The sequence below is a fragment of the Micromonospora sp. AMSO31t genome, assembly GCF_008868175.1.
GTDB lineage: Bacteria > Actinomycetota > Actinomycetes > Mycobacteriales > Micromonosporaceae > Micromonospora.
Window position 1 is genome coordinate 1 of the sequence record NZ_WBKT01000091.1, and the last position, 21,979, is coordinate 21,979.

The 21,979-nt window shown below is 73.5% G+C and carries 20 protein-coding genes; 4 read left to right on the forward strand and 16 right to left on the reverse strand.

Going from position 1 to position 21,979, the window contains the following annotated elements; translation table 11 throughout:
• Positions 1 to 292: 292 nt before the first annotated feature.
• From F8274_RS19795 to F8274_RS19855, 13 genes are all read right to left on the reverse strand, one after another.
• Positions 293 to 1,363, reverse strand: coding sequence for a polyprenyl synthetase family protein (locus tag F8274_RS19795; RefSeq protein WP_151463877.1), 1,071 nt, complete (start codon positions 1,361 to 1,363; stop codon positions 293 to 295).
• Between the two features lie 103 nt (positions 1,364 to 1,466).
• The gene (locus tag F8274_RS19800) at positions 1,467 to 2,282 is read right to left on the reverse strand and encodes a TatD family hydrolase (protein WP_151463860.1); all 816 of its coding nucleotides are present in this window, start codon (positions 2,280 to 2,282) and stop codon (positions 1,467 to 1,469) included.
• Positions 2,282 to 2,902: an EboA domain-containing protein gene (locus tag F8274_RS19805; protein WP_151463861.1), complete on the reverse strand. Its 621-nt coding sequence runs from the start codon at positions 2,900 to 2,902 to the stop codon at positions 2,282 to 2,284. Before F8274_RS19805 ends, F8274_RS19800 begins: the two co-directional genes overlap by 1 nt.
• 242 nt (positions 2,903 to 3,144) lie before the next feature.
• Complete coding sequence (locus tag F8274_RS19810; protein WP_151463862.1) at positions 3,145 to 4,350, reverse strand: Gfo/Idh/MocA family protein; 1,206 nt, start codon at positions 4,348 to 4,350, stop codon at positions 3,145 to 3,147.
• 20 nt (positions 4,351 to 4,370) lie between these two features.
• On the reverse strand, positions 4,371 to 5,423 hold the full coding sequence (locus F8274_RS19815; RefSeq protein WP_151463863.1) for a substrate-binding domain-containing protein: 1,053 nt from the start codon (positions 5,421 to 5,423) through the stop codon (positions 4,371 to 4,373).
• A 94-nt stretch (positions 5,424 to 5,517) separates the two neighbouring features.
• Positions 5,518 to 6,627 carry an ABC transporter permease gene (locus F8274_RS19820; RefSeq protein ID WP_151463864.1) on the reverse strand — a complete coding sequence of 370 codons (1,110 nt, stop codon included), beginning with the start codon at positions 6,625 to 6,627 and terminating at the stop codon, positions 5,518 to 5,520.
• The gene (locus F8274_RS19825; RefSeq protein WP_225853873.1) at positions 6,624 to 8,186 is read right to left on the reverse strand and encodes a sugar ABC transporter ATP-binding protein; all 1,563 of its coding nucleotides are present in this window, start codon (positions 8,184 to 8,186) and stop codon (positions 6,624 to 6,626) included. Before F8274_RS19825 ends, F8274_RS19820 begins: the two co-directional genes overlap by 4 nt.
• Before the next feature lie 44 nt (positions 8,187 to 8,230).
• On the reverse strand, positions 8,231 to 9,409 hold the full coding sequence (locus F8274_RS19830; RefSeq protein ID WP_151463865.1) for an ROK family transcriptional regulator: 1,179 nt from the start codon (positions 9,407 to 9,409) through the stop codon (positions 8,231 to 8,233).
• A 212-nt stretch (positions 9,410 to 9,621) separates the two neighbouring features.
• On the reverse strand, positions 9,622 to 10,638 hold the full coding sequence (locus tag F8274_RS19835) for a YihY/virulence factor BrkB family protein (RefSeq protein WP_151463866.1): 1,017 nt from the start codon (positions 10,636 to 10,638) through the stop codon (positions 9,622 to 9,624).
• Between the two features lie 64 nt (positions 10,639 to 10,702).
• Entirely contained in the window at positions 10,703 to 11,509 is an 807-nt protein-coding gene (locus F8274_RS19840; RefSeq protein WP_151463867.1) for an ABC transporter permease, read from the reverse strand.
• Positions 11,510 to 11,519: 10 nt separating this feature from the next.
• Positions 11,520 to 12,314 carry an ABC transporter permease gene (locus F8274_RS19845; protein WP_225853874.1) on the reverse strand — a complete coding sequence of 265 codons (795 nt, stop codon included), beginning with the start codon at positions 12,312 to 12,314 and terminating at the stop codon, positions 11,520 to 11,522.
• A gap of 118 nt (positions 12,315 to 12,432) precedes the next feature.
• A complete protein-coding gene (locus F8274_RS19850; protein WP_151463869.1) occupies positions 12,433 to 12,624 on the reverse strand; it encodes a DUF397 domain-containing protein in 192 nt (63 codons plus the stop codon).
• On the reverse strand, positions 12,615 to 13,418 hold the full coding sequence (locus F8274_RS19855) for a helix-turn-helix transcriptional regulator (protein ID WP_225853875.1): 804 nt from the start codon (positions 13,416 to 13,418) through the stop codon (positions 12,615 to 12,617). Before F8274_RS19855 ends, F8274_RS19850 begins: the two co-directional genes overlap by 10 nt.
• Before the next feature lie 299 nt (positions 13,419 to 13,717).
• Between F8274_RS19855 and F8274_RS19860 the strand changes: the two genes are divergently transcribed.
• Positions 13,718 to 13,954 (forward strand): flavin reductase, encoded by a 237-nt coding sequence (locus F8274_RS19860; RefSeq protein ID WP_151463870.1) that lies wholly within the window; start codon positions 13,718 to 13,720, stop codon positions 13,952 to 13,954.
• A gap of 166 nt (positions 13,955 to 14,120) precedes the next feature.
• On the opposite strand, the gene F8274_RS19865 is transcribed toward F8274_RS19860, so the two are convergent.
• From F8274_RS19865 to F8274_RS19875, 3 genes are all read right to left on the reverse strand, one after another.
• Complete coding sequence (locus tag F8274_RS19865; RefSeq protein ID WP_151463871.1) at positions 14,121 to 14,528, reverse strand: carboxymuconolactone decarboxylase family protein; 408 nt, start codon at positions 14,526 to 14,528, stop codon at positions 14,121 to 14,123.
• Between the two features lie 91 nt (positions 14,529 to 14,619).
• Entirely contained in the window at positions 14,620 to 15,192 is a 573-nt protein-coding gene (locus F8274_RS19870) for a hypothetical protein (RefSeq protein WP_151463872.1), read from the reverse strand.
• 42 nt (positions 15,193 to 15,234) lie between these two features.
• Positions 15,235 to 16,167, reverse strand: a complete 933-nt coding sequence (locus F8274_RS19875; RefSeq protein WP_151463873.1) for an ABC transporter ATP-binding protein — start codon at positions 16,165 to 16,167, stop codon at positions 15,235 to 15,237.
• Between the two features lie 296 nt (positions 16,168 to 16,463).
• On the opposite strand from F8274_RS19875, the gene F8274_RS19880 reads away from it, so the two are divergent.
• The 3 genes from F8274_RS19880 to F8274_RS19890 form a co-directional block, all read left to right on the forward strand.
• Positions 16,464 to 18,602 (forward strand): TRAP transporter fused permease subunit, encoded by a 2,139-nt coding sequence (locus tag F8274_RS19880; RefSeq protein WP_151463874.1) that lies wholly within the window; start codon positions 16,464 to 16,466, stop codon positions 18,600 to 18,602.
• A complete protein-coding gene (locus tag F8274_RS19885; RefSeq protein WP_151463875.1) occupies positions 18,599 to 19,618 on the forward strand; it encodes a TAXI family TRAP transporter solute-binding subunit in 1,020 nt (339 codons plus the stop codon). The genes F8274_RS19880 and F8274_RS19885 overlap by 4 nt, the downstream gene beginning before the upstream one ends.
• A gap of 67 nt (positions 19,619 to 19,685) precedes the next feature.
• A partial coding sequence (locus tag F8274_RS19890) for a sensor histidine kinase (protein WP_151463876.1) occupies positions 19,686 to 21,979 on the forward strand: 2,294 nt, incomplete at its 3' end.

The window sequence follows — 21,979 nt, forward strand, 5'->3', positions numbered from 1 at the left end:
GCTGGACATGCCTCTGCTGTCCCTTCCTGACGCGCGCAGCCTGGATCGGGCGCGCGTCGCGCCGGATGCCGTGCGGGGATGCTGCGCCGGGCCCGCCGGATGAGGCTCGGTGGGCCGTGACCGCCGGTGGTTGCGGCCGGCCGGTCACCTCGACGAGGGTGCCGGGTGCGGGCGGTTGACCTCGACGAAACAGCTCTGTGCTTGCGCACGACATTAAGACCTTTCGATCTGCCTGTCCATAGCTTCCGCTGGTTCCGGAACGACTTTCGTCGATGGGCGACAAAAGTCGGCGTCAGCGGCGCCGGTCCACGGCCCGGGCCGCCAGCCCGGCCAGCGCCGTCCGGGCCGACCCCGCCAGCGGCAGCCCGTCCAGCGCGGCCAGGGCCGCGTCGGCCCGGGACCGGATCATCCGCTCCACCGCCGCGCGCGCACCGGAGGCCTCCACGATCTCGCGCACCTCGGCGGCCCCCGCCGGGTCCAGGGCCGGATCACCGACCAGCGCCCGCAACCGCGCCACCTCCGCCGGCCCGGCGGCCGCCCGGGCCAGCGCCATGAGCACGGTCGGCTTGCCCTCCCGCAGGTCGTCCAGGTTGGACTTCCCGGTCACCGCCGGGTCGCCGAAGACGCCGAGCAGGTCGTCGCGGAGCTGGAAGGCGTCCCCCAACGGATCGCCGAACCCGGCCAGCGCGGCCACCACGTCCGGGTCGGCGCCGGCCAGGGCGGCGCCGAGCTGCACCGGGCGGGTCACCGTGTAGCGGGCCGTCTTCAGCCGCACCACCGCGAGGGCGCTCTCCACCGAGCCGTCGCCGGCCGCGGCCACCACGTCGAGGTACTCCCCCGCGATCACCTCGGCCCGCATCCGGGCGAGCAGGGCGTGGCCCCGGCGCAGCCGCTCGGTCGCCAGCCCGCAGCCGTGGAACATCTGGGCGGACCAGGCGGCGCACAGGTCGCCGCAGAGCAGGGCCGCCTGCCGGCCGTACGCCTCCGGGTCGCCGCGCCAGCCGGCCCGGACGTGCCGCTCGGCGAAGACCCGGTGCACGGTGGGCCGGCCGCGCCGGCGGTCACTGCGGTCCACGATGTCGTCGTGGATCAGCGCGAAGGCGTGGAACAGCTCCAGCGCCGCCGCGGCCACCACGATCGGCGTGCCGTCGGTGCCGCCGAAGCCCCGCCAGCCCCAGTAGCAGAACAGGGGCCGCAGCCGCTTGCCGCCGGCCAGCACGAACCGGCGGAGCACGGTGTGGACGGCGTCGGTGCCGTCGTCGCCCGGCCGGCCGGGCCGGCGCTCGTGCAGGAACGCGGCGAGCGCGGCGTCGAAGCGGGCGCGCAGCAGGGCCGGATCGGTCGGTTCGGCGGTGCGGGTCAGCGCCTCCCGGGGCGCCGCATCCAGGCAGATCCCGAGCCGGTCGGTATCCATGGCTGACAATACCGCGCGTGCGTGTCCCGCGGGCTCCACCGGACAGCCCCGTTCAGCCTCGGAGCCCATCCAGGTCGGCGAGGTCCAGCCGGCCCGACTGGCCGTAGAACTCGACCGGGTTGCGCCAGAGCACCCGGTCCACGTCGTCCTCGGTGAAACCGGCGAGCAGCATGGCCTCCCCGGTGGCGCGGGTGAGCAGCGGGTCCGAGCGCCCCCAGTCGGCGGCCGAGTTGACCAGGATCCGCTCGGTGCCGTACGTCCGCAGCAGCTCGACCATCCGCGGCGGCGACATCTTCGTCTCCGGGTAGATCGAGAAGCCGAGCCAGCAGCCGGTGTCCCGCACGAGCCGCACGGTGACCTCGTTGAGATGGTCGACCAGCACCCGCCCGGGGTCGATGCCGGACTCGGCGACCACCGCCAGCGTGCGCTCGACGCCGCGGGCCTTGTCGCGGTGCGGGGTGTGCACGAGGGCGGGCAGGTCGTGCGCCACGGCCAGGGCGAGCTGCCCGGCGAAGGCGGCGTCCTCGGCCGGCGTCATCGAGTCGTAGCCGATCTCGCCGACCGCCACCACGCCGTCCTTGTCCAGGTAGCGCGGGAGCAGGTCGAGCACCGGGCGGCAGCGCGGGTCGTTGGCCTCCTTCGGGTTCAGCGCCACGGTGGCGTGGTGCCGGACGCCGAACTGGCCGGCCCGGAACGGCTCCCACCCGATCAGCGAGTCGAAGTAGTCCACGAAGGTGTCCACGCTCGTGCGCGGCTGGCCCTGCCAGAACGCCGGCTCCACCACGGCGCGTACCCCGGCGGCGGCCATCCGCTCGTAGTCGTCGGTGGTCCGGGACGTCATGTGGATGTGCGGGTCGAAGATGCGCATCACGCCTCCGGAATGGTGGTCGACGGCGAGCCGGCGCCCAGCCGGTCGAGCAGGTCGGCGGCGTCGGCGGGCATGCTCCGGCCGGCCGCGTGCCGCTCGGCGGCGAGCCCGGCCAGCATCGCGGCCAGCTCGCCGTCGGCCCGGCCGGCCAGGTCGTCGACGACGGCCAGCGGCACGCCGGTGAAGACGCACTTGAGCACCGCCTGACGCCAGGCCGGCTGCTCCAGGTGCCGGGCGTACCGGCCCAGCGCGGCGGCCACCAGCCGGGTGTCGTCGGTGCGGATCGCGTCGTGCAGCAGCGGCACGCACTCCGCCCCGATGGGCAGCAGCGGCAGGGCCCGCAGCACGGCCCGCTTCTCGGCGGCGTCGCCGTACCGGTAGAGCGACTCGGCCGCCGCGGCGTGGCCGGCGGGGAGCGCGGTGAGCAGCAGTGCCCGGGCGGCCTCGTCGACGGTCCAGCCCGGCGGGTCGGGCAGCGGCCCCCGGCCGCACTTCCGGGCCGCGGTGGCGAACAGCCGCGCGATCGCCGCGGGATCGGTCGCGACGCGGCGCAGGGCCGCGTCCAGCCACCGCGGATCGGGTACGCCCCGCAGCGCGGCGCGCAGTCGGTGGGGTGTCATGGCGCCGTACCCATGGGTTCGCCTCCCCGTCGTCGTCGGGGCCGGTCGGCCGGTGCAGCCGGGGAATCCCGGTCCGGCCGCACCGGACGGCCGTGCTGGTTCGTGCCGGCCGCGGGTTCGCCGCGGCGGCACGCTCTCCGGGGCCGGCCTCGTCCCCGCCGCGGGGCGCAACCGCGGCGGGCCCTCGCCGGCCGGCGCCGGAAAGCCCTTCGGGCGGCGCACGGGGCGCCGCCGTGAATCGGTCAGGCGGCCACCTCGGCCAGCGCGGGCTCCACCTCCGTCCACGCGGCCCGCTCGGCGGAGCGGGTCACCGCGTCGAGTACGAGCTGGACCTGCAACGCGTCGGCGAACGACGGCGCCGGGTCGACGCCGGTGGCGACCGCCTCGACGAAGTCGCGCATCTGGTGGGTGAAGGAGTGCTCGTAGCCGATGATGTGGCCCGGCGGCCACCACGCCGACAGGTACGGGTGCTCCGGCTCGGTCACCAGGATGCGGCTGAAGCCCTGCTCGGCGGCCGGCCGGGTGGCGTCGAGGAACTCCAGTTCGTTGAGGCGTTCCAGGTCGAACACGACGCTGCCCAGCGAGCCGTTGATCTCGACACGCAGGGCGTTCTTGCGCCCGGTGGCGAACCGGGTCGCCTCGTAGGTGGCGAGCGCCCCACCGTCGAGCCGGGCCACGAAGACGGCCGCGTCGTCCACGGTGACCCGGCCGGTCGCCCGGCCGTTGCCGTCGGCCTGCGCGGCCAGGCCGCTCGACCCGGCCGGCAGCGGCCGTTCCTTGACGAACGTCTCGGTGACCGCGCTGACCCCGGAGATGAGCTGCCCGGTCACGTACTGGGTCAGGTCGATGATGTGCGCGCCGATGTCGCCGAGCGCGCCGGAGCCCGCCCTGTCCTTCTGCAACCGCCAGACCAGCGGGAACTGCGGGTCCACGATCCAGTCCTGGAGGTAGACCGCCCGGACGTGCCGGATCTCGCCGAGCCGCCCGTCGGCGACGAGCTGCCGCATCAGGGCGACCGCGGGCACGCGGCGGTAGTTGAAGCCGCACATGGCGCGTACCCCGGCGGCCTGGGCCCGGGCGGCGGCGGCCGCCATCTCCCGGGCTTCCTCGACGGTGTTGGCCAGCGGCTTCTCGCACAGCACGTGCTTGCCCGCGGCCAGCGCGGCGAGGGCGATCTCGCAGTGGCTGTCCCCCGGTGTGCAGATGTCGACCACGTCGATCTCGTCGGACTCGACGAGCCGCCGCCAGTCCGTGGTGTGCCCGTCCCAGCCGAGCCGGCCGGCGGCCTCGGCCACCTTCGGCTCGTCCCGGCCGCAGACCAGCGCCATCCGCACCTGCGCCGGCAGGTCGTACACGCGGTTCACGGTGCGCCACGCCTGGGAGTGCGCGGCGCCCATGAACGCGTAGCCGACCATGCCGACGCGCAGGACGTTGTCGTGAGTGGACAAGGTGGGTCTCCCCCCGTGTGTCAGAACCCGAGCTTCAGGTAGCTGCTCGCGTTCTCCTTGGTGATCGTCTCGGAGGCGAGGACGATCTCCTTCGGTACCTGGAGTTCGACCAGGTCGGACATGCCCTTGCCCTGGCCGATGAGGCGGGCCAGGGTGATGGCCGAGGAGGCCATCGACGGGCTGTAGGTGACGGTGGCCTTCAGCACCGTGTTGTCGGCCGCGATGTCCTCCATGGCCTTCTTCGAGCCGGCGCCGCCGACCATGAAGAACTCCTTGCGGTTGGCCTGGTTGACGGCGGCGAGGACGCCGATGCCCTGGTCGTCGTCGTGGTTCCAGATCGCGTCGATCTTCGGCAGGGCTTGGAGGAGCCCGGTCGCCTCCTGCTGGCCGGAGTCGGCGGTGAACCGGGCCGCCCGCCGGTTTCTCACCTTGAACCCGGCCTGGGCCAGGGTGTCGGCGAAGCCCTTCGACCGCTCCTGGGTCAGCTCCAGCTCGTCCATTCCGGCGATCTCACCGATGACCGGAGCGCTGACGCCCTTGGCCTTGAACTGCTCGATCATGTACGTCGCGGCGGCGACGCCCATGCCGTAGTTGTCACCCTTGATCTGCAGCCGGTACGCCTTGGCGTCCGGGAAGGCCCGGTCGAGGTTGACCACCGGGATGCCGGCCTTCATGGCCTCCAGGCCGAACGCGTTGAGCTCCTTGCCGTCGTGCGGCAGCAGCACGATCACGTCGGGCTTCTGGGAGATCAGCGTGGACAGCGCCGCGCGCTGGGCCGCCGCGTCCGCGCCGGCCTCGACGCTCTTCAGCTCCACGTCGGAGTACGCGCCGGCCTGCGCCTTGGCGTTGTTGGTGATGGCGGCGATCCAGCCGTGGTCGGCGGCCGGCGCGGAGAAGCCGATGGTCACCTTCTTGCCCGGCTCGCTGTTGGCGCCGGCCGCGGCGGCCTTGGTCTGCGCGGCGCTCGGGGCCTGCTCGTTGCTGGTGCATCCGGCGAGCAGCACGCCGGCGGAGACTGCGGCCCCGCCGAAGAGCAGCCGGCGGCGCGACAGGTCGCTGCCCTGCGTTGTCATGACGGCCTCCTGAAATGAGGTGTGGTGGGAGTGATTTCGGGTGCGGCGGGCCGGACCACCGTCGGATGACGGCGGCCTGGCGGTCGCGATGGGATCAGGTGGTGGTGGCCCGGTTGCGGGCGAGGAACTGGGTGAGACTGCGGAACTGCACCTGCTGGACCAGGACGGCGACGACGATGATGCCGCCCTTGACCATGTTCTGGGCCTCGGTGGAGAGACCGTTGATGGCGAAGAGGTTGGTGATCGTCGAGAAGATGATCACGCCGAGCAGGGAGCCGATGATGGTGCCCCGCCCGCCGCTGAGCAGCGTGCCGCCGATGATCGCGGCGGCGATCGCGTCCAGCTCGTAGAGGTTGGCCATCGCCGCCTGGGCGGAGGTGGCCTGCGCGGTCAGCATGATCGCGGCGATGCCGCAGCAGAGGCCGGAGAGCGCGTAGAGCAGCACGGTGTGCCGGCGGACGTCGATGCCGGCGAGCCGGGCCGCCTCGGGGTTGCCGCCGACGGCCACCGTGCGGCGGCCGAAGGTGGTCCGGTTGAGCAGCACCCAGCCGGCCGCGACCACCGCGGCGAGGATGTAGACCAGCAGCGGGATGCCGAGCAGCTTCGTCGTGGCGATGCCGTTGATGAAGCTCTCGTTGGAGACCTGGGTCTGCTTGTCGGAGATCTCGGCGGCCAGGCCGCGCGCCGCGACCATCATGGCCAGCGTGGCGATGAACGGCACCAGCCGCCCGTACGAGATGAGCAGCCCGTTGATCACCCCGACGGCCAGCCCGACGGTGAGCGCGCTGAAGATCATGCCGCCGGCGCCGTAGCTCTGGGTCGCGAGCGTGGTGCTCCAGACCCCGGCGATCGCGACGATCGCGCCGACCGACAGGTCGATGCCGCCACCGATGATCACGAAGGTCATCCCGACGGTGACCACGCCGACCACCGAGGCGAGCTTCAGGATGGTGAGGGTGTTGCCCCACACCCAGCTCGCGTCGCCGTAGAGGTCGGGCCGGGTCAGGATGCCGATGACCACCAGCACGACCAGCGTCGCCAGCAGGCCGAGGTTGCGCTTGGCGCCCTCCCCGCGGTCCCCGCTCCACCAGGAGAGTCCCGGCCGGGCGTCGGCCTTCGCGGTCTCGGCCGGGTCGACCGGCGGCGACTGGGCCGGCAGCCCCGCCGCCCGCTCGGGCGCCGCCGTGGGTGTCGTGTCGCTCATGCTGGCGCGCCTTCCATGAGGGACCCCGCCATGACGAGGTCGAGCACGGTGTTCTCGTCGAGTTCGCCGGCCGGGGCCTCGCGGACCACCCGGCCCTCCCGCATCACCAGCACCCGGTCGGCCAGGCCGAGCACCTCGGGCACCTCGCTGGAGACCAGCAGCACGCCGACGCCCCGCGCGGCGAGTTCCCGGATCACCTGGTAGAGCTCGGCCCGGGCGCCCACGTCCACGCCCCGGGTCGGCTCGTCGAGCAGCAGCAGCCGGGTGTCCCCGAGCAGCCACCGGCCGACCACCACCTTCTGCTGGTTGCCACCGGACAGGGTGCGCACCGGCCGGCGGACGTCCCGGGGGCGCAGTTCCAGCGCGGCGGCGATCCGGTCCGCCGCGGCCCGCTCCCGCCCGGCGTCGGTGAAGCCGAGGCGGGCGTACCGGCCGAAGGTGGCCAGCGTGACGTTGCGGTAGATCGGTTCGCCGAGCAGCAGCGCCTGGCTCTTGCGCTCCTCGGGGGCCATCCCCATGCCGGCCTTCACGGCCGCGCCCACGCTGCCCGGGCGCAGCGCTCGGCCGCCCATCCGGACCGTGCCGGCCTCCGCTCGGCGGGCCCCGTAGATCGTCTCCAGCAGCTCCGAGCGGCCGGAGCCGACCAGCCCGGCGATGCCGACGATCTCCCCGGCCCGCACGTCGAGCGAGACGTCGGCGAACTCGCCGTGCCGGGTCAGCCCCTCCACCCGCAGCAGCTCCGCGCCGGCCGGGTCGTCGGCGGGGCGGTCCGGGAAGACGTACTCGATGGTCCGGCCGGTCATCCGGGAGACCAGGTCGCGGGTCGGGGTCTCGCGGGCCGGCAGGTTCGCCGCGGTGGTCCGGCCGTCCTTCAGTACGGTGACCCGGTCGCCGATCTCGCGGATCTCCTCCAGCCGGTGGGAGATGTAGATGACGGCGATGCCCTGCGCGGTGAGTTCCCGGATGATGCGGAACAGGTTGCCCACCTCGTCGTGGGCGAGCACGGCGCTCGGTTCGTCCATGATGATCAGTCGGGCCTCGTGGGACAGCGCCCGGGCCATGCTGACGATCTGCTTGCCGGCGGCCGGCAGGTGGCGGACCAGCCGGCCGGGCGGGATCTCCGGGTGGCCGAGCCGGGCCAGGATCTGCCGGGTCCGCCGGGCCATGTGGCCCCGCCGGACGAAGCCGAGCCGGCGCGGCTCGTGGCCGAGGAAGGCGTTCTCCGCCACCGACAGGTCCTCGACCAGGTCGAGTTCCTGGTAGATGGTGGCGATCCCGGCCCGCATGGCGGCCTGCGGGTTGGCGAAGGCCGCCGGCTCACCGCGCCACACCACCTCGCCGGAGTCCGGCCGGTGCACCCCGGCGAGCACCTTGATGAGGGTGGACTTGCCGGCGCCGTTCTGCCCGAGCAGGCAGTGCACCTCGCCGGCCCGCACCTCCAGCTGCACGCCGTCGAGCGCGCGTACGCCGGGGAAGGTCTTGACCACGTCGGTGAGGCGCAGGACCACCTCACCCGCGACGGTGTCGGCGGGCGCCTCGACGAGCGGTTCGTTCGTCACGTCGGCCTCCTCGCTGTTCATGCGGCCCGGCTCGCTCGTCGCGCTCATGCGGCTTCGCCGAAGGCGAGGTCGCTGGCGAGCACCGCGGCGCCGGCGACGCCGGCGCGGGGACCCAGCTCGGAGAGGACGACCGGCAGGTTGCCGGTGGCCAGCGGCAGCGAGCGGCGGTAGACCACGCTGCGGATCTCGGCGAGCAGGATGTGGCCGAGCTGCGCGAGCCCGCCACCGATCACGATCATCGACGGGTTGGTGAAGCTGACCAGGCCGGCCAGCACGCTGCCGACCCGCCGGCCCCCGTCGCGGATGAGCTGGATGCAGGTGACGTCCCCCTCGACCGCCCCCTGCGCGACGTCCAGCGCCGTCACCGCGCCGCGGGCGGCGAGCCGCTCGACGAGCGCGGGCGACACCTCGGCGCGGGCCGCGGCGGTGGCCGCCCGGGCCAGCGCGGCCCCGCTGAACACTGCCTCCAGGCAACCGAGGTTGCCGCAGGAGCACATCGGACCGTTCGGGTCGACCTGGATGTGGCCGATGTCGCCCGCGCACCCGTCGGTGCCCCGGTAGACCCCGCCGTTGAGGTAGATGCCGCAGCCGATGCCGGTGCCGATCTTGATGAACAGGAAGTCGTCGACCGAGTGGGCGACGCCGCCGTGCCGCTCGCCGATGGCCATGATGTTGACGTCGTTGTCGACCACCGCGGGGCAGCCGTGCTCGCGGGTGAGCAGCTCACGCACCGGATAGCGGTCCCACCCCGGCATGATGGGCGGCGAGACGGGCACCCCGTCCCGGAAGCTCACCGGCCCCGGGACACCGATGCCGATGGCGTCGAGCCGCTCGTACGCGCCGTCCACCCTGGCCTTGTGCAGCAACTCGTTGACCCGGTGGAGGGTCACCTTCGGGCCGGAGCGGATGTCGGCGGGCTCGGTGTAGGCGGCCACGGGCTCCAGCCGGCCGTTCACCACCTCGACGTCGATGGAGCTGGCGCCCAGGTCGACCGCGGCGAAGCGCAGGTGCGGGCTCAGCTCGACCAGGGTGGACCGGCGGCCGCCCCGGGAGGCGGCCAGCCCGGCCTCGGCCACGTAGCCGAGGTTGACCAGCCGCTCCAGCTCGGCGAGGAGGCGCGGGCGGGGCATCTGGAGCCGGTCGCCCAGCTCGGCGCGGGAGACGGCCCCCTCGTCCCGGAGGGTTCGCAGGAGCTGTACGTGCAGGGGGTCGACCGTCCGCACCGGGACTCACCTCCGCATCGGAGTCGTTCACATCGGCGCAACGGCGATGTGTCGTGTCCGACACAGTAGGAGCCTTCCAGGTCACGTGTCCATAGCTTCGGCACATTTGGCGGAAACTTTTGTCCGTATGAGCAAAAGCGATGAGTCGATCATGAAAAGCGGCCGCCCCCGCCGCGTTTCAGTGCGGCGGGGGCGGCCCGGGGCGTCGCTGGTCAGCGTCGGGTGGCGGCGTTGCGCTTCTTCTTGAGCTTGCGGTCGTCGCGCAGCTCGACGTACGGCTCCTCGTCGGCCGGGTGCCCGGCCTGGATGGCGCGGCTGCGCTCCAGCTCGGCGTCGAACTCCGCGCCGAGCAGGATGGCGATGTTGCTGAGCCAGAGCCAGACCAGGAAGATGATCACGCCGGCCAGCGCGCCGTAGGTCTTGTTGTACGAGGCGAAGTTGCTCACGTAGAGGGCGAACAGGCCGGAGATGACCAGCCAGATCACCACGGCCAGGATGCCGCCCGGGCTGACCCAGCGGAAGCCGCCGTGCCGGGCGTTCGGCGAGGCCCAGTAGAGGATCGCGAACATCAGGCTGACCAGCACGAGCAGCACCGGCCACTTGAGGATGTTCCACACCGTGACGGCGGTGGAGCCCAGCCCGATGGCATTGCCCACCTGCTCGGCGAGACCGCCCGTGAAGACCACGATCACCGCGCTGGCCAGCAGCATCACGCCGATCACCGCGGTCACGCCGAGCCGGATCGGCAGCGTCTTCCAGATCGGCCGGCCCTCCGGCACGTCGTAGATGCTGTTCGAGGCGCGCATGAAGGCGGCGATGTAGCCGGACGCCGACCAGAACGCGGCCAGCAGACCGATGATCGCGGCGATGCTGGCGAGCCCGCCGGAGGAGCCGGCCTGGTCGATCGCCGTCTCGATGATCGTCCGGATGTTCTTTTCGGGCACCACCTGGCCGACGGTGTCCCGCACCCCCGACTTGGCCTCGTTACCGAGCAGGCCGAGCAGGGAGATCAGCACCAGCAGGCCCGGGAAGATCGACAGCACCCCGTAGTAGGTGAGGGCGGCGGCCCAGTCGGTCAGGCTGTCGTCCTGGAACTCCCGCACGGTGCGCTTGAGCGTCGCCACCCACCCCGTGGCGGGCAGATCGGTGGGACTGTCCGGCCCCTCGTCCGGGCCCACCGGCCCGGTGCGGTCGCGCCCGTGCCGGGCGGAAGACTCGTCGGCGGCCATCGCCCCTCCCTCGTCGTCTGTGTTGTCACCACGACATGCCCCGAGGGGAGGGCCGGTTAACCACCTACTTGTACAGCAACCTGCTCATCCGCCGGGAGGCGAGCGCCAGCATCCCGACGGTCAGCACCACCAGGTAGGCCACGTCGACGAGCCAGGACCAGCCGGACCCGCCCACGCAGATGCCCCGGATCAGGTGCACCGACCGGTAGAGCGGGGTCAGCTCGACCACCCAGCGCAGCACCGCCGGGTATGCCTCGGCCGGGACGAACGTGCCGGAGAAGAGGAAGAGGGTGAACTGGGCCGACCCCATCAGGTCGAAATCCTGCCAGCTGCGCATCAGCGTGGAGACGGTCATGCCCAGCGCGCCGAAGGCGAAGCCGACCAGCACGGCGGCCGGGAACGCGGCGAGGGCCCGACCGGCGGTGGTCAGGTCCATCGCCACCATGAGGACCAGGAACGCGGCCGAGTAGAGGCCGCCGCGGAGCATGGCCCAGCCCAGCTCGCCGAGGGCGATTTCGAACGGCTGCACCGGGGTCGCGATGACCCCGTCGTACAGCTTCATGTATTTCATCTTGCCGAAGAAGTTGAAGGTGGTCTCGGACAGCGCCCCGCTCATGGCCGACGAGGCGAGCATGGCCGGGGCCACGAACGCCGCGTAGGAGACCAGCCGACCGCCGGGCAGGGTCAGGTCGCCGACGAGCGCGCCCACCCCGACGCCGATCGAGAAGAGGTAGAGCACCGGCTCAAGGAAGCCCGAGAGCAGCACCAGCCAGTAGGCGCTGCGCAGGGCGGTGAAGTTGCGCTCGGCGACCGAGGCCGAGCGGCGGGCCCCCGCCGGACTGACCAGCCGGGGCAGGACGAGAGCGACCACGACACCCTTCCTAGACGACGAGCTGACGCTGGAACACGCGCCGGGCCAGCCACCAGCCGGCGCCGGCCCAGACCGCGAGGTAGAGCAGGTGGCCGGTGACCGACCACTGCGGAGCGACGCCGAGTGTGGCGGCCCGGCACAGGTCCACCCCGTGCCAGAGCGGGGTCGCGTAGGCGAACTGGCGCAGCCCGACCGGCAGCGACTCGACCGGGAAGAACACCCCGGCGAAGAGGGCCATCGGGATGATCGCGAAGCGGAACAGCAGCGCCAGGTAGCTGTCGCCGGGCACCGCGGCGGCGTAGGCGAAGGTCGGCGCCGCCACCGCCAGGCCCAGCAGCACGCTCACCAGCGGGACGGTCAGCGCCCAGGGCGAGCGCAGCGCCCCGAACAGCGCCGTCACCAGCAGGAACGCCAGCGTGCTGGTGAGCACCCGGAACAGCACGAACGCGAGGTGCCCGGCCAGGATGTCGCCGGTGCGCAGCGGCGCCGCGACCTGCGCGTGGTAGGTGCGGATCCAGCGGAAGTTGCTGAGCACCGGCCACGTCGACTCGCCGACGGCGACCTGGAAGGCGGTGGAGGCGATCAGGCCGGGCACCAGCCAGTCGAGGTAGGGCACCCCGCCGACGCCCTGGTCGACATAGGCGCCGACGCCGACGCCGAAGCCGAGCACGGTGAGCACCGGCAGCAGGAACGACGAGAAGACCCCGGCCCGCCAGGTGCGCCGGTAGCCGACCAGGTGGTGGGAGAGCACCGCCAGCGCCGGCACCCGGGGCAGTGCCCGGTCGGACCGTTCCGCCACGGTCACGTGGACCACCCCCGTTCTCCGCCCACGTCACCCTTCCTACCGCTCGGGTACGACAGGACGCCGGTCACCCTACGACGGGCGACGGACGGTGTCGCCGGGGTTTCCGCGAGGTCGGGTCCTACGGCCGGCCGGCGACCCGCGTGACGAACGCGCGCCACGCGTCCGGGCCGAACGCCAGCACGGGACCGGCCGGATCCTTGGAATCGCGGACGGCGACCACGCCGGGAAGGTTCCCGGCCACCTCCACGCAGTTGCCGCCACTGCCGTTGCTGCGGGTGCTCTTGCGCCACCGGGCGCCGCTCAGGTCCATGTCTCCGCCACTTCCGAGATCAACTCCAGGGACTGCTGGTGCGACAGTGCCTCACCCCGGATCGATTCCCACACCTCGACCATCTGCTGCACGAACTCGGCGCGGTCGACCACCTGGCCGTGACGCTGACCCTCCAGGTAGACGACGTCCTCCCGGCCGGTCGAGGTGGCGATCACGAAGGGACCGTCGAGCCCAGCGTAGGCCCCGGCGCTGAGCGGCACGACCTGGATTCGGACCCGCGTCAACGTGCGGCCGAGCTTGACCAGGTGCGCCAGTTGCTCGCGCATCACCTCCGGGCCGCCCACCCGGCGGCGCAGGACGTGCTCGTCGACGACAGCCGTGAGCAGCGGGGGCCGGTCGCGGGTCAGGACGCTCTGCCGGTCGAGCCGCGCCGTCACCTGCTGGTCGATCTCGTTGGGCGCGAACAGCCCGGCGCCGGCCAGCACGGCGCGGGCATAGCCCTCCGTCTGCAACAGGCCCGGCACGTAGAGCGGCTCGAACGACCGCAGCGCGGTGGCCTCCTGTTCGATGGCGGCCCAGTCGCGGAACCACGGCACCACCGTCTCCCGGCTGATCCGCCGCTGGATCCGCTCGAACCGCCCGTCCGCGCCGAACACGGTGTCGCACCGGCGGGCGAAGTCGAGGCCCGGCCGGCGCTCGCAGGTCTCCACCTTGGCCACGAGCGCACCCGAGTAGCTGAGGGCCTCGGCCAGCGCGCTCTGGGACATGCCACTGGTGGCGCGGGCGAGCCGCAACTCCTCGGCGAAGTGGTCCAGCATGGACGAACGGTCCACGGACAGCCTCCGTACATCCTCGTACCGCTCCGGGCCGACCGCCGTACGCCCCGGTCGTCGGCGCGCGGGATCTCCCACCGTAGTCGGCGGGTCACCAGACTGTCACGCAGCGGAACCGCTCACGGGCACCGGACGGCGGGCGGAACCAGGCCGGGGGTGCCCGCGCACGACGAGGTGCGCGGGCACCCCCATCCCACGACGGAGGCCCAGCTCATGCGACTCAGGTTCTGGTGGCGCGCGACCCCGGCGGCGACTCACCCCGTGGGCGTGCAGCCAGCCTCGCAGGAGGGCGTGCGCTGATGCCCCGCTACCGTCCGCACGTGGCGGCGCGGCCGTCCTGGCGCTGCCGGGCCTGCGGCGCACCGTGGCCGTGCTCGCCGGCCCGGCTGGCGCTGCTCGGGGAGTATCGCGAGGACCGGATCGCCCTGCTCGTCTACCTCGGCACGCTCCTGTGCGAGGCCACGGCGGACCTCGCCGACCGGCACGCGCCGCAGCGGCTGGCCGACCGCTTCGTCACCTGGGCCCGCCCCCGCTGACCACCCCCAACGACGCCGAAGACCGCGCCCCACTGGCGTTGATCAAGAAGTTTGCGTCGGGATTCGCGCGGAGGGCGACGCAAACTTCTTGATCGACGGTACGGGGTGCGGGGGTGCCGTCGGCGGATGGTCGCCTGTCCAGTTCGGCCGGTTAGGGAACCGGGGGTCAGCCGGCTGGGGTGGGGCGGACGGGGAGCAGGTTGCGCTCCGCGAAGACCTTCTTGGCGACGAGTGTGGCGTTGACGGCCCGCGGCACACCGCAGTAGACGACCGCCTGGAGCAGCGCCTCGACGATCTCCGACGGCGTCAGGCCGGCGTTGAGCGCGCCGTTGACGTGCACCTCCAGCTGGGCCCCGGCGTCACCGAGGGCGGTGAGCACGCCGAGGCACAGCAGCTCGCGGTCGCGGCGCGCCAGCTCGGGCCGGACGTAGAGGTCGCCGTAGGACCAGGCGACGGACCGGTAGCTGAGCTCGGGTGAGACGTCGGCCAGGGCCTCCAGGAGTTTCTGCCCGGCGCCGCTGTCGGCCTCCCGCAGCGCCTCCAGACCTCGCTCGTACTGTTCGTCTCCGGTCATGGTCACGCCCTACCTCTGCCCAGTCGTCCGGTCGGCTGGCCGCGGTTACCCGCGGTCGGGCCGGACAAACGGCACAGCTCCGGCCGGGCGGTCAGGCGACCTGGCGCTCGGCTTCCGCTCCGACGGCCTGCTGGTCGAGGCCGCGCGTGCGGAACAGGGCGAGCACCGCGTAGGCCAGGAGGAGGGCGCCCGTGCCGGTGCCGACGACCAGCCCGGCGGACACCCCCGAGACGAGGTCGACCACCAGGCCGGCGAGGGCGACCAGCATGACGGCCACCCCGAGCGGCACCAGCAGCCGGTCGCGCAGCACCGGGGCCAGCGGCACGAAGTGGATGCCGACCACGGCGCAGACCAGCACCGGGATGTAGCCGGTGAGCCCGGCGGCGGCCAGAATCAGCGCGCCGACCAGGCCGACGACGACCTCGGCGACGACGACGAGCCCGTAGCGCCGGTCGGCGGACCGGTCACGCCCGCCCGCCGCCGGTCGCCCGGCCCGCACCACGAGCACGGCGCCGATGGCCGCGGCGACCAGCGCGACGACGCTGCCCACCACCAGCAGCGACCGCAACGGCGGATCGGCCTTCGGGACGCTGAACCAGACGGCGGCGAACACGCCGAGGTAGAGCGCCGTGAGCCCGGCCTGACGCCGCGGCAGACCTGTCATCGTCGAACGCTCCCGTCCACCAACCACCCTGGACCCGCCACCTTAGTCGATCAAGGTGCGGCCGGTGAGGTGGAGGAAGACGTCCTCCAGGCTGCTGCGCCGGACCAGGACGCTGGCCGGGACGAGGCCGCGCGCGGTCACCTCGGCCAGCGCGGCGTCGCCGTCGGGCACGTAGAGCAGGATGCGGTCCGGCAGCACCTCGACCCGCTCTCCCAGCCCGCCCAGCTTGCCGGCGAACGCCTCCTGCGACTCGGCCGCGAAGCGCAGCTCGACCACCTCGCGGGTGGAGTGCTGCGCGATCAGCGCCCGGGGCGAGCCCTCGGCGACGATCCGGCCGCCGTCCATCACCACCAGCCGGTCGCAGAGCTGCTCGGCCTCGTCCATGTAGTGGGTGGTGAGGACCAGCGTGACGCCCTGCTGCTTGAGCCGGAACAGCCGCTCCCAGACCAGGTGCCGGGCCTGCGGATCGAGGCCGGTGGTGGGTTCGTCGAGCAGCACGATCTCGGGGTTGTTGACCAGGGCGCGGGCGATGGTCAGCCGCCGCTTCATGCCGCCGGAGAGCGGCTCCACCTTGCTCTCGGCCCGCTCGGTGAGCTGGACGAAGTCGAGCAGCTCGGCGGCCCGCTCGCGGGCCACCCGGCGCGGGATGCCGAAGTAGCGCGCGTAGGTGGTCAGGTTCTCCCGGACGGTCAGCTCGGGATCGAGGCTGTCGAGCTGCGGGCAGACCCCCAGCCGGGCCCGGATCGCCGGCCCGTCGTGGACCGGGTCCATGCCGAGGATGCGCAGCTCCCCGCCCGAGGGCGGCGAGATGCAGCCGATCATGCGCATGGTGGAGGACTTGCCGGCGCCGTTGGGCCCGAGGAAACCGAACGCCTCGCCGGGGCGCACCTCGACGTCGATGCCGTCGACGGCCGTGAAGTCACCGAACCGCTTCACCAGCCCCCGCGCCTGAATGAGTGGTTGCGCGCTGGTCACGGGCCGACCCTAACCGCCGGGTCCGACAGGCTCGACCGTTTAACGCGGGGGCGCGGGCGGACCGGCACGCTGGAACGCCTTTTGCGGCTTTCCTGCGACAATTGTGAAGGCGGCTCGGAATTGGCCTGCGGTGAGTGAGCAGCCCTTCATTCCGCTCACTCCACGCAATCACGTCCGGCAATGTTCCCATGATGTAGACGATTCGCGTATCGTGCCCCCTCGTGCCGCCCGTTCGCTCCTCCGACGCGAATCTTCCGCCGCCGCGGCCCCCTGCGGCGGAATCTGCGGCGTCCGACGTGGACACCGCTCCCGTGCCGCTCCCGCCCGACAGCGGCGCGGTCGCCGACCCGGTGTGGGCCGACGACGGACCGGCGGAAACGCACCACGACACCCGGGAACTGGCGGCCCGGTTCGAGGACGAGAAACCGGGGCGGGTGCTGACCGGACCGGTCGCGCTGCTGTTCACCGGCGCCACCCTGGCGGTCGCCCTGCTCGCGCTCTGGCAGGTGTTCTTCCCGCTCGCTCAGGGCAGCAAGTACTACCTCATCATTTTCCTCGCCGGCGTGCTGCCGATGGTGTTCCTGGCGTACCCCTCGGGGGTGCGGCTGCGCCGCCGGCCGGCCGACGGCGAGCCGGCGGAGCGGCGCGGTCCCCGCCCGGCCGACTGGCTGCTCGCCGCCGTCGCGCTGCTGGCCTGCCTCTACCCCGTGCTGCCGGTGACCCTCGGCGCGGGCGGTGGCGGCTACGACGCGTTCCTCGACCGGCAGGGCCTGCTCGTGCCGCTGGACGTGGTGCTCGGCACGGTGCTGCTGCTCCTGCTGCTGGAGGCGTGCCGGCGCACCACGGGCTGGATCCTCCCGGCCGTCTGCCTGCTGTTCCTCGCCTACGGCTACTACGGCGGGCTGCTGCCGCAGGCCTGGCCGGTGGCCCACGCCGGGCTCGACTTCGCGCAACTGGTCGACGCGTTCTACAACTCCGACAGCGGTTTCTACGGCACCCCGCTCGACGTGGCGGCGTCGTACATCGTGCTGTTCACCATCTACGGCGCGGTGCTGGACCTCTCCGGGGCCGGCCGGTTCTTCGTCGAGCTGTCCGCCGCCGCGTTCCGCCGCTCCCGCACCGCGGCCGGGCGCACGGCCGTCGCCTCCGGCTTCCTGCTCGGCACGGTGTCCGGCTCGGGCGCCGCCACCACGGTCAGCATCGGGGCGGTGACCTGGCCGATCCTGCGCCGCGCCGGCTACCCGCCCGAGCGGGCCGGCGGCATGCTGGCCGCCGCGGGCGTCGGCGCGATCCTCTCCCCGCCCACGCTGGGCGCCGCGGCGTTCATCATCGCCGAATACCTGGGCGTGTCCTACCTGCAGGTGCTCGGCTGGGCCACCGTGCCGACGATCCTCTACTACCTGGGCATCCTGCTCTCCGTCGAGATCGACGCCCGGCGCTCCGGGGTCCGCCCGGTGGTCATCGACAGCGGCTCGGCCGGGCGGCTGCTGCTCCGCTTCGGCTACCACTTCCTCTCCCTCATCGTGATCATCGTGGTGCTGGCCATGGGCGCCTCGGCGACCCGGGCCGTGGTGATCGCCACCGTGCTGGCCGCCGCGCTGTCCTTCCTGGACCGCCGGCACCGGCTCACCCCCGCCCGCCTCGTCGAGGCGCTCAGCGGCGGCGTACGCGGGGTGCTCGCCGTGAGCGCCGTCTGCGCCGCGGCCGGCATCATCACGGCCACCACCACGAAGACCGGCCTCGGCCCGCAGGCCGCCGCGCTGCTGGTCAGCGGGGCGCAGAAGGTCAGCTCCGAGCCCGCCGTGGTGCTGGCCCTCACGGCGCTGCTCGCCGCGGTCGCGCTCAGCCTGCTCGGGCTGGCCGTGCCGGTCACCGCCTCCTTCGTGATCGGCTGGGTGATCATCGGCCCGGCGCTGCTGCACCTCGGCGTGGCCGCCCCCGCCGCGGCCATGTTCGTCTTCTACTTCGCGGTGCTGTCCGAGGTCTCCCCACCGACCGCGCTCGCCGCGGTGGCTGCCGCCGCGGTCACCGGCGGCCGGCTGGTCCCGACCATGTGGCAGACCCTGCGGTACGCGCTGCCCGCGTACCTCATCCCGATCGCCTTCGTGATCACGCCGACCGGCCTCGGCCTGCTCGGCATCGGCGGGGTCGGGCGGATCGCGGTGGCCGCGGTGGTCTCGGCGCTCAGCGTCACCGTGCTGGCGGTGGCGGCCGGCGGCTGGCTGCCCGGCGTCGGTCCGGCCGGCACGCCGGAGCGGCTCCTCGGCGCGGTCGCCGGGCTGGTGCTGCTCTGGCTGGAACCCCTGCCCGTCACGGTCGGCGCGGTGCTCGCCGCGCTGGCCGTCGCGGGCGTGCTCGTCCGACGTGGCTCCGCCGGTCGCGCCGGCGGCCCGTCGGTCCCTGAATTGGTGGACCACCGGGAGGAGAAAGAGTGAGACGGATCGACGTGCGGATCGCCGCGGGCGTCGGGGCGCTGGCCCTGGTCGCGGCCGGCACCGCCGGATGCGGGGGCCGTCAGGACGGCGCGGCGAAGGACGACGCCGCCCGCGAGATCACCTGCAAGGTAGCCAAGGACACCCGGGTCGGCATCGCGACCGGCAACGCCACGGGCGTCTACTACGTGGTCGGCAACGCGCTGGCCGGCCAGCTCTCCGCGGCCACCGGCGGCAAGCTCACCGGCACCGCCGCCGAGACCGGCGCCTCGGTGCAGAACGTGGAACAGCTCGTGGCCGGCCAGTACGACGTGGCGTTCTCCCTCTTCGACACCGCGGTCAACGCGGTGCAGGGCAAGGACAGCTTCAGCTCCCCGCAGCCGGTGAAGGCCCTCGCCCGGATCTACGACAATTACACCCAGGTGGTCGTCCGGGCCGACTCCGGGATCACCTCGGTGGCCGGCATGAAGGGCAAGAAGATCTCCACCGGGTCGCCCAAGTCCGGCACCGAGGTCATCGCCAACCGGCTGCTCACCGCCGCCGGGCTGGACCCGGCCAAGGACATCCAGGCGCAGCGGCTCGACCTCACCAAGACCGTCGACGGGATGAAGGACGGCAGCATCGACGGCTTCTTCTGGTCCGGCGGCGTGCCCACGGGCGGGGTGACCGACCTGTTCACCACGGCCGGCGACAAGGTGAAGTTCCTCGACATCAGCACCCTGCTGCCGAAGATGACCGAGCTGAACCCGGCCTACCAGGCCGGCACCATCGGCAAGGACATCTACCGGACCGGCGCCGACGTGCCCACCATCGTGGTGCCGAACGTGCTGCTGGTCCGCGACAACCTCGACGCCGACGTGGCCTGTGTGATCACGAAGACGGTCTTCGAGAAGAAGGACACCCTCGCCCAGGCCAACCCGGCCGCCAAGGGCATCGACCTGACCAATGCCCGCAAGACCGACCCGGTGGGGCTGCACCGCGGGGCCGACCGGGCGCTCAAGGACCTCGGCGCGAGCTGACCCGACGAGCCGGGCCCGGACCGACCGTCCGGGCCCGGCCACCCCGACAACGACCCGGGAGACCCCCGTGCCGCTGCCCCACCCCGCCCGCGTACGCCGGCATCACCGGCCCGCGGACCCCACCGGGCACCTCCGCTCGGTCCGGGTCCAACTGCTCGCGCCGATCCTGGTGGCCACCGTCGGCCTGGTGGTGCTGGGCGCCGCCCAGACCGGCGCCGCGCTGGACGCCTCCGCCGACGCCGACCGGGCCCGCGTGCTCGCCGGCACCGCCACCGCCACCGTGCGTCTGGTGCACGAGCTGGAACGCGAACTGGGCGAGACGGCCGCGCTGCGCCAGCGTGGCGGCGCCGCCGGCCGGCCACTGGTCGACGCGCAGCGGCGCCGGGTGGACGCCGCGGTCACCCGGTACCGCTCGGCCAGTGCGGACGCCCGGCACGCCGCCCCGGACCTGACCCCGGTGCTCAACGACGCGGACGGGCGGCTCGGCCAGCTCGCGCCGACGCGGGACCTGGCGCTGGGCGGCGACCGGGCCGACCCGGCGTACGCGACGCTCGTCGAGTCGCTGCTCGCCGTCGCCGACGCGCTGCCCGCCCAGCTCCGCGACGCCGAACTGGCCAACGAGGCGCGCGAGGTGGCCGCGGTGGCCGCCCAGGAGCACCTCTCGGCGCTGGAACGCGACCTGCTACGCGGGGTGTTCGTGCGCGGCGCGCTGGTCCGGGGCGAGCTGGCCGGGCTCGGCCGCCTCCGGGGCGCCCGCGAGCAGCGCCAGGCCGAGTTCCTCCGGATCGCCGCCGGCCCCGCCAACTCCGCCTGGTACCGGCTGGTCGGCGGCGCCGACGTGGAGACGGCCCGGCGGATGCGCGACGGCGTACTGGACAGCGACGGCGGGCCGGAGTCGCTGAAGACCGACGGCGACGCCTGGTACGTGGCGCAGAGCGGCACCATCCGCCGCTACAACCTGCTCGGCCGGGAGCTGTCCGACGGGCTGGACCGGGACGCCGCCGCGCTGGCCCGGACCGCCCGGCAGCGGGCCCTGCTCACTGCCGGAGCGACAAGCACCGTGGCGCTCGGCTCGCTGCTGACCGCCGTGCTGCTGGCGGTCCGGACCAGCCGGCGGCTGCGCCGGCTGCGGGTCGCGGCGCTCACCATGGCCAACCGGGAACTGCCGGACCGGATCACCGCGATCGCGGCGGGCGAGGGCGCGCCGGGCGCGGGCACGGCGACCCGGCTGACCGACGGGATCCGCCGGGGCCGGGACGAGGTGGCCCAGGTGGCCGAGGCGTTCGACACGGTCAACAAGGCCGCCCTACGGCTCGCCGGTGAGCAGGCCGAGCTGCGGCTGGACGTGACCCGGATGGCCGAGGCCCTGGCCCGCCGGATCCGCACGCTGATCACCCGCCAGCTGCGCCTGCTCGACGAGTTCGAACGCGAGGAGACCGACCCGGACGCGCTGGCCCGGCTCTTCGCCCTGGACCACTTGGCCGCCCGGCTGCGCCGCAACGGGGAGAACCTGCTGGTCCTGGCCGGTGGCGAACCCGGCCGGGGGCACGAGGGCGCGCTGCTCCTGGACGACGTGATCCGGGCGTCCGCCTCCGAGATCGAGGACTACCCGCGGGTCGAGATCGACGTGCCGACCGCCGCCGTGCACGGCGCGGCGGCCGGCAACCTGGTGCACCTGCTGGCCGAGCTGCTGGAGAACGCCACCGTCTACTCGCCACCGGACGCCCGGGTGCTGGTCGACGGCCGGCGCACCGTGGACGGGCTCACCCTGCGGGTGCACGACCAGGGCATCGGCATCAGCGAGACCCGGCTGGCCACCATCAACGAGCGGCTCGCCGCGCCGGCCACGCTGTCCAGCGCCGCGGCCGGCAGCATGGGCCTGCACGTGGTGGCCCACCTGGCCGCCCGGCACGGGATCCGGGTGCAGTTGCACCGCACCGCCAGCGGCACGGTCGCCCAGGTGGACGTGCCCGAGTCGGTGCTCACCCGGGTCGAGTCGGTGACCCGGCGGCCGGCCGCCGAGCGCGGCCAACCGGCCGGCCGTCCGGCGCCCTGGTTCCGGCCCCGCGTCACCGGCCCGGCACTGTCGAGGCCCGCCACCGGCGCCCGCGACCTGGTCACCACCACCCCCACGCCGGCCGCCCTGGGGATCCAGCCGCCGCCCGGCACGCCGGCGGACGACCACCCACCGGCCGTCGCCGGGCCGGTGGCCGGCGGGCCGCCGCTGCCCGCCGGCGCCATCCGGGGCGTCGCCGCCGTACGCCCGCCGGGCGCCGCCCTGCTGGCGCCCAGCGCCGCCCGGATCCGCCCGGCGAGTAACCCGGGGCCCGCGGGAACCACCGGCGCCGGCCTGCCGCGCCG

Excerpts from the sequence above, each read along its gene's own strand:
- F8274_RS19805 (WP_151463861.1), bottom strand. The coding sequence starts at position 2,902 with ATGACACCCCACCGACTGCGCGCCGCGCTGCGGGGCGTACCCGATCCG.
- F8274_RS19850 (WP_151463869.1), bottom strand. The coding sequence starts at position 12,624 with ATGGACCTGAGCGGCGCCCGGTGGCGCAAGAGCACCCGCAGCAACGGC.
- F8274_RS19835 (WP_151463866.1), bottom strand. The coding sequence starts at position 10,638 with ATGGCCGCCGACGAGTCTTCCGCCCGGCACGGGCGCGACCGCACCGGG.
- F8274_RS19820 (WP_151463864.1), bottom strand. The coding sequence starts at position 6,627 with ATGAGCGACACGACACCCACGGCGGCGCCCGAGCGGGCGGCGGGGCTG.
- F8274_RS19815 (WP_151463863.1), bottom strand. The coding sequence starts at position 5,423 with ATGACAACGCAGGGCAGCGACCTGTCGCGCCGCCGGCTGCTCTTCGGC.
- F8274_RS19870 (WP_151463872.1), bottom strand. The coding sequence starts at position 15,192 with ATGACAGGTCTGCCGCGGCGTCAGGCCGGGCTCACGGCGCTCTACCTC.
- F8274_RS19860 (WP_151463870.1), top strand. The coding sequence starts at position 13,718 with ATGCCCCGCTACCGTCCGCACGTGGCGGCGCGGCCGTCCTGGCGCTGC.
- F8274_RS19865 (WP_151463871.1), bottom strand. The coding sequence starts at position 14,528 with ATGACCGGAGACGAACAGTACGAGCGAGGTCTGGAGGCGCTGCGGGAG.
- F8274_RS19800 (WP_151463860.1), bottom strand. The coding sequence starts at position 2,282 with ATGCGCATCTTCGACCCGCACATCCACATGACGTCCCGGACCACCGAC.